General features: G+C 63.3%; 10 protein-coding genes. 2 read left to right on the top strand and 8 right to left on the bottom strand.

All coding sequences use genetic code 11. The annotated features are described in order from the left end of the window. Positions 1 to 18 precede the first annotated feature (18 nt). Positions 19 to 1737: a 2-isopropylmalate synthase gene (leuA, locus tag ACZ9H4_RS21800; RefSeq protein WP_408148232.1), complete on the top strand. Its 1719-nt coding sequence runs from the start codon at positions 19 to 21 to the stop codon at positions 1735 to 1737. A 102-nt stretch (positions 1738 to 1839) separates the two neighbouring features. On the opposite strand, the gene ACZ9H4_RS21805 is transcribed toward leuA, so the two are convergent. The 6 genes from ACZ9H4_RS21805 to ACZ9H4_RS21830 form a co-directional block, all read right to left on the bottom strand. Then, positions 1840 to 2625, bottom strand: a complete 786-nt coding sequence (locus tag ACZ9H4_RS21805) for an amino acid ABC transporter substrate-binding protein (RefSeq protein WP_476120782.1) — start codon at positions 2623 to 2625, stop codon at positions 1840 to 1842. 138 nt (positions 2626 to 2763) lie between these two features. Next, positions 2764 to 4215: a dihydropyrimidinase gene (gene hydA / locus ACZ9H4_RS21810; RefSeq protein WP_476120784.1), complete on the bottom strand. Its 1452-nt coding sequence runs from the start codon at positions 4213 to 4215 to the stop codon at positions 2764 to 2766. Between the two features lie 79 nt (positions 4216 to 4294). Then, positions 4295 to 5806 carry an NCS1 family nucleobase:cation symporter-1 gene (locus ACZ9H4_RS21815; RefSeq protein WP_408156972.1) on the bottom strand — a complete coding sequence of 504 codons (1512 nt, stop codon included), beginning with the start codon at positions 5804 to 5806 and terminating at the stop codon, positions 4295 to 4297. A 122-nt stretch (positions 5807 to 5928) separates the two neighbouring features. Next, entirely contained in the window at positions 5929 to 7278 is a 1350-nt protein-coding gene (gene preA, locus ACZ9H4_RS21820; protein ID WP_408148224.1) for an NAD-dependent dihydropyrimidine dehydrogenase subunit PreA, read from the bottom strand. A gap of 70 nt (positions 7279 to 7348) precedes the next feature. Beyond that, positions 7349 to 8698, bottom strand: a complete 1350-nt coding sequence (locus ACZ9H4_RS21825) for an NAD(P)-dependent oxidoreductase (RefSeq protein ID WP_476120787.1) — start codon at positions 8696 to 8698, stop codon at positions 7349 to 7351. Between the two features lie 126 nt (positions 8699 to 8824). After that, entirely contained in the window at positions 8825 to 10108 is a 1284-nt protein-coding gene (locus ACZ9H4_RS21830) for a Zn-dependent hydrolase (RefSeq protein ID WP_408156978.1), read from the bottom strand. Between the two features lie 313 nt (positions 10109 to 10421). Between ACZ9H4_RS21830 and ACZ9H4_RS21835 the strand changes: the two genes are divergently transcribed. After that, complete coding sequence (locus tag ACZ9H4_RS21835; protein ID WP_408148323.1) at positions 10422 to 11174, top strand: TetR/AcrR family transcriptional regulator; 753 nt, start codon at positions 10422 to 10424, stop codon at positions 11172 to 11174. 94 nt (positions 11175 to 11268) lie between these two features. On the opposite strand, the gene boxA is transcribed toward ACZ9H4_RS21835, so the two are convergent. Together boxA and boxB are read right to left on the bottom strand one after the other, a co-directional pair. Next, positions 11269 to 12510, bottom strand: a complete 1242-nt coding sequence (boxA, locus tag ACZ9H4_RS21840; RefSeq protein ID WP_476120788.1) for a benzoyl-CoA 2,3-epoxidase subunit BoxA — start codon at positions 12508 to 12510, stop codon at positions 11269 to 11271. Positions 12511 to 12548: 38 nt separating this feature from the next. Then, on the bottom strand, positions 12549 to 13976 hold the full coding sequence (gene boxB / locus ACZ9H4_RS21845; RefSeq protein WP_476120789.1) for a benzoyl-CoA 2,3-epoxidase subunit BoxB: 1428 nt from the start codon (positions 13974 to 13976) through the stop codon (positions 12549 to 12551). Between the last annotated feature and the right edge of the window lies 1 nt (position 13977).

A 13977-nucleotide genomic window follows, 5' to 3' on the forward strand; every position in this document is an offset into this window, starting at 1 on the left:
CACTTCCGGATGATGAAAATGTTGAAAAACCCTGCTACCAAATACCGTTCGTTCAAGCCCATCAATTTGACGGACCGCCAGTGGCCGTCGCGCACCATCACGCGCGCGCCGATCTGGATGAGCACCGACCTGCGCGACGGCAATCAGGCGCTGTTCGAGCCGATGAACGCCGAGCGCAAGATGCGCATGTTCAAGACGCTGGTGCAGATCGGCTTCAAGGAAATCGAAGTCGCGTTTCCGTCGGCGTCGCAAACCGACTTCAACTTCGTGCGTGAGCTGATCGAAGGCGGCCACATCCCCGACGACGTCACGATCGAAGTATTGACCCAGGCCCGCGACGATCTGATCGAACGCACGTTCGAATCGTTGCGCGGCGCACCGCGCGCGATCGTCCACCTGTACAACGCGACCGCACCGGAATTCCGCAAGATCGTCTTCGGTCTGGAAAAGAGCGGTGTCAAGGAACTCGCGCAAAAAGCCGCCCGCACGATGAAGCGTCTCGCCGACGCGTCGCCGCAAACGCACTTCACGCTGCAATACAGCCCGGAAGTGTTCAGCGGCACCGAACTCGAATTCGCGAAAGAAGTGTGCGACGCGGTGTTCGACATCTGGGAACCGACGCCCGAGCACAAGGCGATCGTCAACTTGCCGGCCACCGTCGAAATGGCCACGCCGAACGTCTACGCGGACCAGATCGAATGGATGCACCGCAATCTCGCGCGCCGCGATTCGCTGATCGTCTCGGTCCACCCGCATAACGACCGCGGCACCGCGGTCGCCGCGGCGGAACTCGCGGTGATGGCGGGTGCCGATCGCGTCGAAGGGTGCCTGTTCGGCAACGGCGAGCGCACCGGCAACGTCGATCTCGTCACGCTCGCGTTGAATCTTTACACGCAGGGCGTCGACCCGGAGCTCGACTTCTCCAACATCAACGAAGTCGCGCGCACCGCCGAAGAATGCACGCAATTGCCGGTGCATCCGCGTCACCCGTATGTCGGCGATCTGGTGTTCACCGCGTTCTCCGGCTCGCATCAGGACGCGATCAAGAAGGGCTTCGCCGTGCAGAAGCCCGACGCGATCTGGGAAGTGCCGTATATGCCGATCGATCCGAGCGATCTCGGCCGCACCTACGACTCCGTGATTCGCGTGAACAGCCAGTCGGGCAAAGGCGGCATCGCCTATCTGCTCGAACAGAGCTACGGCGTGGTGTTGCCGCGCCGTCTGCAGGTCGATTTCAGCTCGGCCGTGCAGCACTTTACCGACGAGAGCGGCCAGGAAGTCACGCCCGCGCAGATCTGGGAATTGTTCCAGCAGGAATACGTGCGGACCGCTGACCCGGTGCGCTACATCGGACACAGCCTCACCGAGCGTGACGGCCGCGAACATATCAAGCTCACGGTCGACATCAACGGCACGGCGCGCGTGCTGCGCGGCGAAGGCAATGGTCCGCTCGACGCGTTGATGCACGCGATCGGCGCACCGGTGCGAATCCAGCACTACGAAGAACGCGCGCTGACCCAGGGCGCCGATGCGCGCGCGGTCGCGATCGCCGAAATGGCCGGCGCCGATGTGGCCGGCAGCGCCTTCGGCGTCGGCATCGATGCGAACCTCGTGACGGCTTCGATTCGCGCGGTGATCAGCGGCATCAATCGCGCTTACACGCGCGCCAATGCGCAAGCGCAAGCGTGCTTCTTCGACGCGGCGTCGATCGACGCAGCGGAGGACGTGGCGGTTTGAGGCTTCGGTCTGCGTTGACTGTCTAGCGTGTTCGAGGGGGCGTCCGTTGCGACGCCCCCTCTTTTTTTGCGCGCCCTATTCTTCGAAACGGGCACGCGGCACTTACTGAAACACGTCCCTGCCGAAGTACTTGCGCGAGATCTTCTCGTACGTGCCGTCTTTCCTGATGTCGGCAAGCGCCTTGTTGATCGCGAGGCGCAACTTCGGGTTGCCCTTGCGGATCAGCACCGCCGATTTATTGCTGCTGTCCGGCGACGTATCGACGGCGACCATCTTCACCTTCGCATCCGGCGAGCGCCTCACGAAGTCGAGAAACGTGAGTGAATCGTTGACCGTTGCATCGACCCGGCCGGCGGTCAGCAGCTCGATCGATTCGTCGAAGCCCTGCGCCGGGATCACTTGCGCGCCGTGCGCCGCCGCGATCTTGCCGAGGTTGCTGGTCAGCGTATTGGCGGACTTCCTGCCCTTCAGGTCATCGAAACTTTTGATCGATGTGTTGTCCGACGCGACGATCAGCACCGCGTGCGACGTGATGTACGGATCGGAGTAATCGTATTTGACTTTGCGCGCCTCGGTGACGGCCACTTCATTGATCACCGCGTCGTAGCGGTTCACGTCGAGCCCGGCAATCAACCCGTCCCATCGGCTTTCGATGAATTGCGGCTTGACGCCCAGCCGCCGTGCGATCTCCTTGCCGATCTCCACATCGAAGCCGCTCAGGTTGCCCGCCTCGTCGTGATACGTGAACGGCGCGTAGGTGCCTTCCGTGCCGATCCGGAACACGCCGGTGGAACGGATTTGCGCGAGTTCGTCGGCGGCGAATACCGGGCTCGCCATCGCCACCGCCTGCCACAGGGCGATCAGCAGAATGGAACGAATCGGCTTCATCGGGAGGCTCCGTCAGGTTTGCTACAGCAGTGGCTGAGTCTTACGTTCGGCTGTCCCCGCCGGCGCTCGCGGCCGGCAGACTCGGCGGACTGTAGCAAACCATCTGTTTTTTTTCAAAGCCCCTCGCGCGATGAGCGCCTAGCGCTCCACCGGATGCGGCTCCTTGCGCTTATTGGCGACGCGCACCGCATCGAAGTACGCGGAATTCGGCGGACGCTTCAGATAGCGCCCCGCGCCGCGCACCGCACGCAATTCGCCGTCGGTCCACGCGAGCGCGCCGCGTGTGAGCGTATGCATCGCGACGCCCTGCACCGTCATCCCTTCAAACACGTTGAAGTCGACTTTCTGATGATGCGTGTTCACCGAAATCGTCTTGCTCGCGTTCGGGTCCCACACCACGAGGTCCGCATCCGCGCCGACGCGCACCGCGCCTTTGCGTGGATACAGATTGAAAATTTGCGCGGCGTTGGTCGACGTGATGCGCACGAATTCGTTCGGCGTGAGACGCCCCGAATTCACGCCGTGATGCCAGAGCACCGCCATGCGATCCTCGACGCCGCCGCAACCGTTCGGAATCTTCGTGAAGTCCTCGCGGCCCATCGCCTTCTGCGACGCGCAAAACACGCAGTGATCGGTCGCGGTGGTGTGCAATTGACCCGCCTGCAAACCCCGCCACAATGCTTCGCGATGTTCGGCGGAGCGGAACGGCGGGCTCATCACGTGCGCGGCCGCGCGGGTCCAGTCAGGGTCACGATACACCGCTTCGTCGATCACGAGATGGCCCGGCAATACTTCGCCGAACACGCGCAAACCCTCGCTGCGGGCGCGCGCAATCGCGTCGACCGCATCTTTCGCCGATACGTGCACGATATACACGGGCACGCCCAGCACCTGCGCGATACGGATCGCGCGATTGGCCGCTTCGCCCTCCACTTCGGGCGGCCGCGACAGCGGATGCGCCTCCGGCCCCGTGAAGCCTTTTGCCAGCAACTGGCGCTGCAACTGGAATACCAGTTCGCCGTTTTCAGCGTGGACGGTGGGCAGCGCGCCGAGTTCGAGCGAACGCGAGAAGCTGTTCACGAGCACTTCGTCGTCGGCCATGATCGCGTTCTTGTAGGCCATGAAGTGCTTGAAGCTCGACACACCATGTTCGTGCACGAGCGTGCCCATGTCGCGATAGACCGACTCGTCCCACCATGTGACCGCCACGTGAAAGCCGTAGTCCGCCGACGCCTTCCCGGCCCAGCCGCGCCACTCGTTGAACGCCTGCATCAGCGGTTGCTTTGGACTCGGAATCACGAAGTCGATGATGCTGGTCGTGCCGCCCGATAAACCCGCCGCCGTGCCGGTATAGAAATCGTCGCTCGCGGTGGTGCCCATGAACGGCAATTCCATATGCGTGTGCGGATCGATGCCGCCGGGCATCACATACTGGCCGCCCGCATCGACGATCGTGGCGCCCGCCGGCGCCTCCAGGTCCGCGCCGATCTGCAGGATCGTGCCGCCGTCCTGCGGGTCCGCACACAACACGTCCGCACGATACGTGTTCTCCGCGTCGATAATCGTGCCGCCGCGAATCAGGGTCGTCATGGTGCCGCCTCCTTATGAACTGCTGGTTTCGATGTTGCGCACTTCATCTGCGTACTTCATCCGCGTACTTCATCTGCACTCATGCGCGCGCCACTCGCGCACTCGGTCCCTTGCTCAGTTTCATCCACGCGCTGTATACGATCGACGCCAACGCGAGTCCGACAAACCACGCATACGTATAGAGCGTATTGAAGATCGCCGGCACGTTCGGAAACGACGCCGGAAACGCGGTGTGCAAAAAGCCCGGCAGATTCGGCAACACGCCGACGATCAGCGCGACCACCGCGCCGATGTTCCAGCCGCCCGTGTAGCTGTACTCGCCCTGCTCGTCGAACAGTTCGCGCGTGTCGAGCCGCGTGCCGCGAATCAGAAAGTAGTCGACCATCAGGATGCCGGCCACCGGACCGAGCAGCGCCGAGTAACCGACCAGCCAGGTGAAGATATAGCCCTGCGTGGTGGCGAGAATCTTCCACGGCATCATCACGATTGCGATAGTCGCCGTGATCATGCCGCCCACGCGATACGAAATGCCCTTCGGCCAGAGACTGGAAAAGTCGTAGGCCGGGCCGACCAGATTCGCCGCGAGATTGCACGACATCGTGTCGAGTGTGAGGATGATCAGCGCGACGCCGACGCCGATGCCGGTCATGCGGCTCGTCAGATCGATAGGATCCCAGATCGCCTTGCCGTAGATCACCACGGTCGCCGAGGTTACCACTACCGAAATCACCGAGAGCAACGCCATCGGCACCGGCAGGCCGATCGACTGGCCAATGATCTGGTCGCGCTGCGTCTTCGCGAAGCGCGTGAAATCGGGAATGTTCAACGCGAGCGTCGCCCAGAAGCCGACCATGGCGGTGAGACTCGGCCAGAAGGTCACCCAGAACATGCCCTCCTTCTTGCCGCCAGGCACGAATTGCGACGGCGCCGACAGCATCGAACCAAGACCGCCCGCCTTCGAGGTCGCCCACCACACGAGCGCGACGCACATCACGATCTTGATCGGCGCGGACCAGCTTTCGAGGCGGCGGATCGCTTCGGTGCCATGCACGATGAAATAGATCTGCAGCGCCCAGAACACGAGGAAACACGCGAGTTGCGCGAGCGAGATGCCGAGAAACGGTAGCGCCTCGCCGTGCAGCGCGTTGCCGGTGAGAATGTTCAGCAGCACATAGATCGCGCTGCCGCCTAGCCACGTCTGAATCCCATACCAGCCGCACGCGACGATCGCCCGTAGCAACGCCGGCAGTTTTGCGCCGCTCGTGCCGAACGACGAGCGCACGAGCACTGCATACGGGATGCCGTGCTTCGCGCCCGCATGGCCGATCAGCAGCATCGGCACCAGCACGATCAGATTGCCGAGCAGCACGGTGACGACCGCTTGCCATGGCGACATGCCCTGCTCCGTCAAACCGGCGGCGAGCATGTACGACGCGATGTTCATAACCATGCCCACCCACAGCGCGGCGAAGTGATACCACCGCCAGGTGCGCTGCGCGGGGCCGGTCGGCGCAAGGTCGTCGTTGTAGAGGACGCTGCTTTGCGCGCCGGCCGCGAACTGCGGATCGACGGAGTGCGCTGTCTGCTTCATCGAAAGATCTCCACTTGATCGTTGAGGCCCGCGCGGCTTCTGCTGGCGCGTCGGGCCTTTGGGGAAAGACAGGTTCAGTACGAGCGCTACGTTACGTTGCGTGGCTAACGGTGCTTCATGCCTCAGGCTGCTTTCGCCGGCTGCGCGTGAGCGTGCACCTGGGTTGCGGTTTCGGCGGCTTCAGCGGTCCCTGTCGGCGCGCATGCGGCCACGTCCACGCGCGCCGGATTGTTCGGATGCGTGGTCCAGTTCGCGTATTCGCTGCTATCCACGCGTTCCATCGTGATGCACTGCTCCACCGGGCACACGTGCATGCACAGATTGCAGCCGACACATTCGGAGTCCATCACTTCAAAATGCCGGACGCCATCTTTTTCTTTCATGATCGCCTGGTGCGCGGTGTCCTCGCAGGCGATGTGGCACAGCCCGCATTGAATGCACTTGTCCTGATCGATGCGTGCCTTGATCTCGTAGTTGAGGTTGAGGTACTGCCAGTCGGTGACGTTGGGCACGGCGCGGCCGCGAATGTCGTCGAGCGTCGCGTAGCCTTTTTCGTCCATCCAGTTCGAGAGGCCGTCGGCGAGATCGGCAACGATGCGAAAGCCGTAGTGCATCGCGGCCGTGCAAACCTGCACGCTGCCCGCGCCGAGCACGATGAACTCGGCCGCGTCGCGCCAGGTCGAAATGCCGCCGATGCCGGAAATCGGCAAATCAGGCGTCTCCACATCGCGCGCGATTTCCGCCACCATGTTCAGCGCGATCGGCTTCACCGCGGGTCCGCAGTAGCCGCCATGCGTGCCTTTGCCGTCGACCATCGGCAGCGGCGACATCGCGTCGAGATCGACCGCCACGATCGAGTTGATCGTGTTGATCAGCGACACGCCGTCCGCGCCGCCTTTGTATGCCGCACGCGAGCCGAGCCGGATGTCGCTGATGTTCGGCGTGAGTTTGACGAGGCACGGCAGCTTCGTGCCTTCCTTGACCCAGCGCGTGACCATCTCGACGTACTCGGGCACCTGGCCCACCGCCGCGCCCATGCCGCGCTCGCTCATTCCATGCGGACAGCCGAAATTCAATTCGACCGCGTCGGCGCCGGTGTCTTCGACGAGCGGCAGGATCCATTTCCAGTCGTGCTCATTGCACGGCACCATCAGCGACACGATCATCGCGCGCTCGGGCCAGTCGCGTTTGACCTGCGCGATCTCCCGCAGATTGATGTCGAGCGGACGGTCGGTGATCAGTTCGATATTGTTCAGGCCTGCCATGCGCTGGCCGTTCCATTGCACCGCGCCGTAGCGCGAGCTGACATTCACCACATGCGGGTCGAGGCCGAGCGTCTTCCACACCACGCCGCCCCAGCCTGCTTCGAACGCGCGGTTCACGTTGTAGGCCTTGTCGGTGGGCGGCGCGGAAGCGAGCCAGAAAGGATTCGGCGAAGTGATGCCGGCAATCGTACAGCGCAGATCGGCCATGTTCGGCTCCTTGGGGGACTGCTGTTCTTTGTCTGGATGCTGATGCAGGTTCGAGCGGTTTTATGCGGACCTACGCGGCCTTGACGGCGGTGCGCGCGAACTGCGCATCGATCGCCGCGGCGGCCACCTTGCCGTCCTGCACCGCCTGCACGGTCAGATCGATGCCGCCGGTGGCCGCGCAATCGCCGCCGGCCCACACCCCGGGCAGCGAGGTTTGCCGGTTTGCATCGACTTCGATACGGCTGCCGTCGAGTGTCAGCAGCTCGCGCGCGATGCTGACCGCCACCAGCGTTTGCCCGATCGCCTTGAGCACCATGTCGGCTTCGACCACGAAGCGTTCCTCGTCACCGCCACTCGACGTGCGTTCGAATTCGACACCCGTGACCACGCCGCTTTCGCCGAGCAAACGCAGCGGCGTTGCATGCGTGACGAGCGTCACGCCGCAAGTCTGCGCGAAATCACGCTCGGCCCATGTCGCGCTCATCGATTCGACGCCGCGCCGGTACGCCATCGTCACCGAGGTCGCGCCGAGCTTGCGGCTTTGCACCGCCGCGTCCACCGCCGTATTGCCGCCGCCGATCACGACCACGCGACGGCCCACCGGCACCGTACCCAGATCGTTCGTGCTGCGCACCTGTTCGATGAAGTCCACCGCGTTCATCACGCCGCTCAGGTCCTCGCCGGCCAGCGCGAGCGCGCGCACGCCGGTGAGACCAATCGCGAGAAACACGGCGTCATGCTGCTGGCGCAACGTATCGAGCTGGATATCACGCCCGAGTACGACGCCGTGCTCGATCCCGATACCGCCGACCGAACACAGCCACGCCACTTCACGCTGCGCAAAATCGTCGACGGTTTTATAGGCGGCGATGCCGTATTCGTTCAGGCCACCGGCTTTTTCACGCGCGTCGTAAATCGTCACGCGATGACCTGCGAGCGCGAGACGATGCGCGCACGCGAGCCCCGCCGGTCCCGCGCCGACCACGGCGACGCGCCGCCCGGTCTCAGCGGCGCGTTTGAAGAGCGGCTCGCCGCGCGCCATCGCGTGATCGGTTGCATGCCGTTGCAACGCGCCGATCGCCACCGGCTTCGCATCCTGGTGGTTGCGCACGCAGGCGCCTTCACACAGGATCTCGGTCGGACAAACACGCGCACACATACCACCCAACGGATTGGCCGACAGGATGTCCACCGCCGCGCCCTTCAGATTGCCGTTACTGATCTTGCGGATGAAACTGGGAATGTCGATCTGCGTCGGACACGCATTCACACAAGGCGCGTCGTAGCAGTAGTGGCAGCGGCTCGCCGCCGCGGCCGCCGCGCTCGCGTCGAACAAGGGCGCGATATCGGAGAACTCGCACGAGAGTTGCTCGGGCGAGAGGCGCTGCGCCGCCACGTCGCCGGTTTGCTTGATGGCCATACACGTTCCTTCTTCGATGTGAGGACGTAGCCGTACCTGCCGGCTGCGCCGAAGCGGAGCCGGAACGGCGTGTTCTATGGGCACTGCGTTAAGACTTGAGACGAGCGAAAAGCGACCGCTAAAACGTCATGAACCCGGCTCGCATGCGCGCTCGAGCATCGCGTGCAGCAGCACGTTGGCGCCTGCTTCGATCCATTCGAACGTGGCGTCCTCGATCTCGTTGTGACTGATCCCGTCGACGCACGGCACGAACACCATCGAGGTCGGCGCGACTTGCGACAGATAACACGCGTCGTGCCCCGCACCGGACACCATGTTCCGATGCGCATAGCCGAAGCGTTCCGCTGCCGCGCGCACCGACTTCACGCAGGCTTCGTCGAACGCTACCGGCGCGTAGTAAAAGATCTGCTCCAGTTCGGTCTCGAGGCCGACGCCGCCGGCAATCTCGGCGACGCCCTTGCGCAACGCCGCGTCCATTTTCGCGAGCACGGCGTCGTCCGGATGACGGAAATCGACCGTGAAGAACACGCGGCCCGGAATCACGTTGCGCGAGTTCGGATGGACCTGCAGCATGCCGACCGTCGCGCAGCCGAATGGCGCGTTGTCGAGTCCGATGCGATTGACCAGATCGACCACGCGCGCGGCGCCAAGCAGCGCGTCGCGACGACGCGGCATCGGCGTGGGCCCCGCGTGCGCTTCCTGACCGGTCAGCGTGATCTCGTACCAGCGCTGACCCTGCGCATCGGTCACGACGCCGATGGTTTTCTGTTCGGCTTCAAGAATCGGCCCCTGTTCGATGTGCAATTCGAACGCCGCATGCAAGGGCCGGCCGCCGCAAGGCACATCGCCCGCATAGCCGATGCGGCTGAGTTCCTCGCCGATCGTTTTGCCGTCCACGTCCTTGCGCGACAGGCCGTAGTCCAGCGTAAACACGCCGGCGAAGACACCCGAGGCGACCATCGCCGGTGCGAAACGCGAGCCCTCCTCGTTGGTCCAGATCACGACTTCGACCGGATGCTCGGTCTCGATGGCGTGATCGTTCAGACTCCGAATCACTTCGAGACCGCCCAGCACGCCGTAGATGCCGTCGAAACGCCCGCCGGTCGGCTGCGAGTCCGCGTGTGAGCCGGTCATCACCGGCAACGCGTCGGGATTGCGCCCGGCGCGGCGCATGAATACGTTGCCCATCTGATCGACACTGACCGTACAGCCAGCTTCCTTCGCCCAACTGACGATCAGATCGCGCCCTTCCCGGTCGAGGTCGGTGAGCGCGAGGCGGCACACGCCACCCTTGGGCGTCGCACCGATCTTCGCCATCGTCATCAGACTGTCCCACAGCCGCTTGCCGTCGATCCTGATCGACGTCGACGGTTCGGCTTGCTGTTTCAGCGCTTCGGATACCGCGTTCATTCGTCTCGCTCCTTTCGGTGAACCGACATGAAACTGGTGCATCGGCGGCGGGCTTTGGGGCGTGTCCGCACGGTCGCGGTGCACGTTCGACGCACCCGTTCGCCTCTCATACAAAGGGCAAACCCTAGGGCATCGCCCGCTCTCTCAATCCTGTCCAGTTGGACAGGTTGTAGACGATTAGCCTCGCCAAATCAATGCCTTTCGTTCGTTAGAGTACGGAGAAGATGCAGAGCGAGAAGCGTGCCATTGCGTTGCAGCACGAGCGGACGGGGCACGACGAATCCGCGTGTGGACCCCGCATCAAACGACTAGAATGAAGCGCGACGCGGCACAGATGCCGCCGAAGGCGAACATGAGAGACGACGACGTGGCGGCCGCAATTACGGAAAACGACGAATCACGCGCGCCTTTGCGGCGGCGCAAGGCACACATTCGCGAGTCGAATGAAGCGCATCTGCTGGCGTGCGCCGAAGCCGTTTTCGCCGAACGGGGACTCGATGGCGCGAGCACCGCGATGATCGCGGAGCGCGCCGGCTTACCGAAAGCCAACGTGCACTACTACTTTCCGACCAAGCTCGCGCTTTACCGGCGCGTGCTGGAAGACCTGTTCGAAGACTGGTACAAGGCAGCCGACACGTTCGAATGCAGCGACGATCCGGTCGAGGCAATTGCCGGCTACGTGCGCGCGAAAATGGAATTGTCGCGCCGCCGGCCGCTCGGTTCGAAGGTGTGGGCGAGCGAGATCATCCACGGCGCGGAGCATATGGAGGACATCCTCAAGGGACGCGTAAAACCGTGGCTCGACAGCCGCGTGAAAGTGATCGACGACTGGATCGCGCGTGGCCTGCTCGCGCCGGTGAATGCGCAAACGCTGATGTACATGATCTGGGCCACCACCCAGCACTACGCCGACTTCGACGCGCAGATTCGCGCGCTCAAGGGCAAGCGCGCATTGACGCAGAAAGCGTTCGACGCTACCACCGAGGAAGTGGTGCAATTGGTGATTCGCGCGTGCGGTGCGGTGTCGCCTTCGCGGCGCGAGGACGGGGCCGATCCTTCACGGTGAGGCCTGAGAACCTGAAGGCCCGCATACGCTCGTCATGCATGGGCGTATGCGGGGCCTTCATCGACTCACGGCATCGTTGGCTTCGGCGTCAGCTTCAGTAAGTCTCCAGATGCAGCCGCCCTTCGCGCTTCAACTTCGCCCACAGCGCCTCCCAATCCAGTCGATGCTGCTCGCCGATCTCCTTCAACGCCTGCAGCACACCGTCTTCCATGCCCTTCAATCCGCACACGTAGATATGCGTGTTGTCGTCCTTGAGGAGGTTCGCGACGTCGACCGCGCGTTCACGCATCGCGTCCTGAACGTAGCGCTTCGCTTGCCCCGGCGTGCGTGAAAAAGCCAGATTCGTATCGATGAAATCCTTCGGCAGATTCGTCAACGGTCCGAAGTACGGCAGTTCCTCCTTGGTGCGCGCGCCGAAGAACAGCATCAGCCTGCCGGTCGCGCCTTTCAGCCGGCGCCGCCGGCGATACTCGGTCATCGCGCGCATCGGCGCGGAGCCGGTGCCCGTGCAGATCATCAACAGATGCGAGTTCGGATGGTTCGGCATCAGAAAGGTGCCACCGAACGGGCCGATCACGTTGACCACATCGCCCTTCCTCAGATCGCACAGATAGTTCGAGCACACGCCGTCGATCGCGTCGCCGTGTTGCTGCGAGACCCGTTTGACCGTCAGCGATACGTTGTTGTAGCCGGGCCGTTCGCCATCGCGCGGGCTCGCCACCGAATACTGGCGCGCGTGATGCGTGCGGCCATCGGCGCTCGCGCCCGGCGGCAGAATGCCGATCGACTGCCCTTCCAGAACCGGAAACGGCATCGAACCGAAATCCAGCACGATGTGATGGATATCGCTGTCGCTCGTGCTGTCGGTGAGACGGTAGTTGCCGACCACCGTCGCGGTAGTCGGCGCCTTGTGCGTATAGAGATTCACGTAGGGCTTCGCGGCCGACCACGGCGGCACGACCGAGCCGCGCACGGTGTCCACTTCGATGCCGCTCGCGTCAGCGGACGTATCGCCCGACGCGTGCGCGCCCGACGATTCGTCCGCGGCGGGCACCGCCATCGTGTTCTGTTCCGGCAGCACGTCCCACGTGAATTGCTCTTCGATCGGATAGGCGTCGGCCTTCAGTACGGTGCGCCAGTTGTCGATCGCGCCGGTCGGACACGGCGGCACACACGCCATGCAGCCATTGCAGATATCCGCCTTGACCACGTAGTTGTTGTCGTCGTGGGTGATCGCATCGATCGGGCAAGTCTCTTCGCAGGTATTGCAGCGAATGCAGATTTCCGGATCGATCAGATGCTGCCGGAGCACTTCGATCGATACTGGGCCGTTCATGACTTCCTCCACCATGGTGTGCTGCGCGTGCGCTCGCTTCAGTTAAAGCGCACGTATTCGAAATCGATCGGCTGACGGTTCACGCCCATCGCGGGCGGTGCGATCCAGTTCGCGAACTTGCCCGCGTCCGTGACACGGCCCATCAGCGACGCCACGAACGCGCGGTCCTCCGGCGACGCGAGCCACTTCGCCTCGTTCGCGGCCCATTCGGTTTCGCTGATCACGCGGCCATCGGGCGACACGCGCGTGCCCGCAAACGTGCCGATCTGCCGGTTGAACGCCTTGTGCGGCACCGTCATGCGGAAATCGATACCGGCCTTTTCGAGCACCTTGTTCCAGCGCCCCACGCCTGCCACCGAATCCTTGATGTAGTCGTCGCGCAGCACTTCGTTCATCGCATTGAGCATCGGCACTTCGCGCTCGACCAGCTTGCCGTCCTGCACGTCGAGCAGCTTGTAGCTCTGACCGTTCAACTGATGATCGTCGTCGCGCTTGTTCTCTTCATAGCGTCCCTTCAGACCCGAGCTATAGAACGTCGCCGCATTCGACGAATGATCGGCGCCGAACAGATCGATCGTCACCGAGTAGTGGAAGTTCAGATAGCGCTGGATGGTCGGCAGATCGATCACGCCGGCCGCGCGAATCTTCGCGACGTCGTCGGTACCCAGTTCGTTCATCACCTGTGCGGTCCGCTGGATCACGCGCGACACGCCCGATTCACCGACGAACATGTGATGCGCTTCTTCGGTCAGCATGAACTTCGTGGTGCGCGCGAGCGGGTCGAAGCCCGACTCCGCGAGCGCCGACAACTGGAACTTGCCGTCACGATCGGTGAAGTACGTGAACATGTAGAACGCGAGCCAGTCCGGCGTTTTCTCGTTGAATGCGCCGAGAATACGCGGGTTGTCGTCGTCGCCCGAGCGGCGCCCCAGCAATGCTTCGGCTTCCTCACGTCCGTCGCGGCCGAAGTAGCGATGCAGCAGATACACCATCGCCCACAAATGGCGGCCTTCTTCGACGTTGACCTGGAACAGGTTGCGCAGATCGTACATGGACGGCGCCGTGAGCCCCAGATGACGCTGCTGCTCGACCGACGCCGGCTCCGTATCCCCCTGCGTGACGATGATGCGGCGCAGATTCGCGCGATGCTCGCCGGGCACGTCCTGCCAGGCCGCTTCGCCCTTGTGTTCGCCGAAGTGGATCTTGCGGTCCTGCTCGCCCGGCGCGAGAAAAATGCCCCAGCGGTAGTCCGGCATCTTCACGTGATCGAAGTGCGCCCAGCCACCCGCATCGACGCTCACCGCCGTGCGCAGATAGACGTCGTAGCCGTGCGAGCCTTCCGGTCCCATATCGCCCCACCACGACAGAAAATTCGGCTGCCATTGTTCGAGCGCGCGCTGCAACGCGCGGTCGTCGGCGAGATTGACGTTGTTCGGAATCTTTTCGCTGTAGTTGATCGTTGACATG

It is taken from the genome of Paraburkholderia sp. TE9906 (assembly GCF_056279605.1).

Coding starts and splice junctions, on each gene's coding strand:
- leuA (WP_408148232.1), top strand. CDS start 19: ATGTTGAAAAACCCTGCTACCAAATACCGTTCGTTCAAGCCCATCAAT.
- ACZ9H4_RS21805 (WP_476120782.1), bottom strand. CDS start 2,625: ATGAAGCCGATTCGTTCCATTCTGCTGATCGCCCTGTGGCAGGCGGTG.
- hydA (WP_476120784.1), bottom strand. CDS start 4,215: ATGACGACCCTGATTCGCGGCGGCACGATTATCGACGCGGAGAACACG.
- ACZ9H4_RS21815 (WP_408156972.1), bottom strand. CDS start 5,806: ATGAAGCAGACAGCGCACTCCGTCGATCCGCAGTTCGCGGCCGGCGCG.
- preA (WP_408148224.1), bottom strand. CDS start 7,278: ATGGCCGATCTGCGCTGTACGATTGCCGGCATCACTTCGCCGAATCCT.
- ACZ9H4_RS21825 (WP_476120787.1), bottom strand. CDS start 8,698: ATGGCCATCAAGCAAACCGGCGACGTGGCGGCGCAGCGCCTCTCGCCC.
- ACZ9H4_RS21830 (WP_408156978.1), bottom strand. CDS start 10,108: ATGAACGCGGTATCCGAAGCGCTGAAACAGCAAGCCGAACCGTCGACG.
- ACZ9H4_RS21835 (WP_408148323.1), top strand. CDS start 10,422: ATGAAGCGCGACGCGGCACAGATGCCGCCGAAGGCGAACATGAGAGAC.
- boxA (WP_476120788.1), bottom strand. CDS start 12,510: ATGAACGGCCCAGTATCGATCGAAGTGCTCCGGCAGCATCTGATCGAT.
- boxB (WP_476120789.1), bottom strand. CDS start 13,976: ATGTCAACGATCAACTACAGCGAAAAGATTCCGAACAACGTCAATCTC.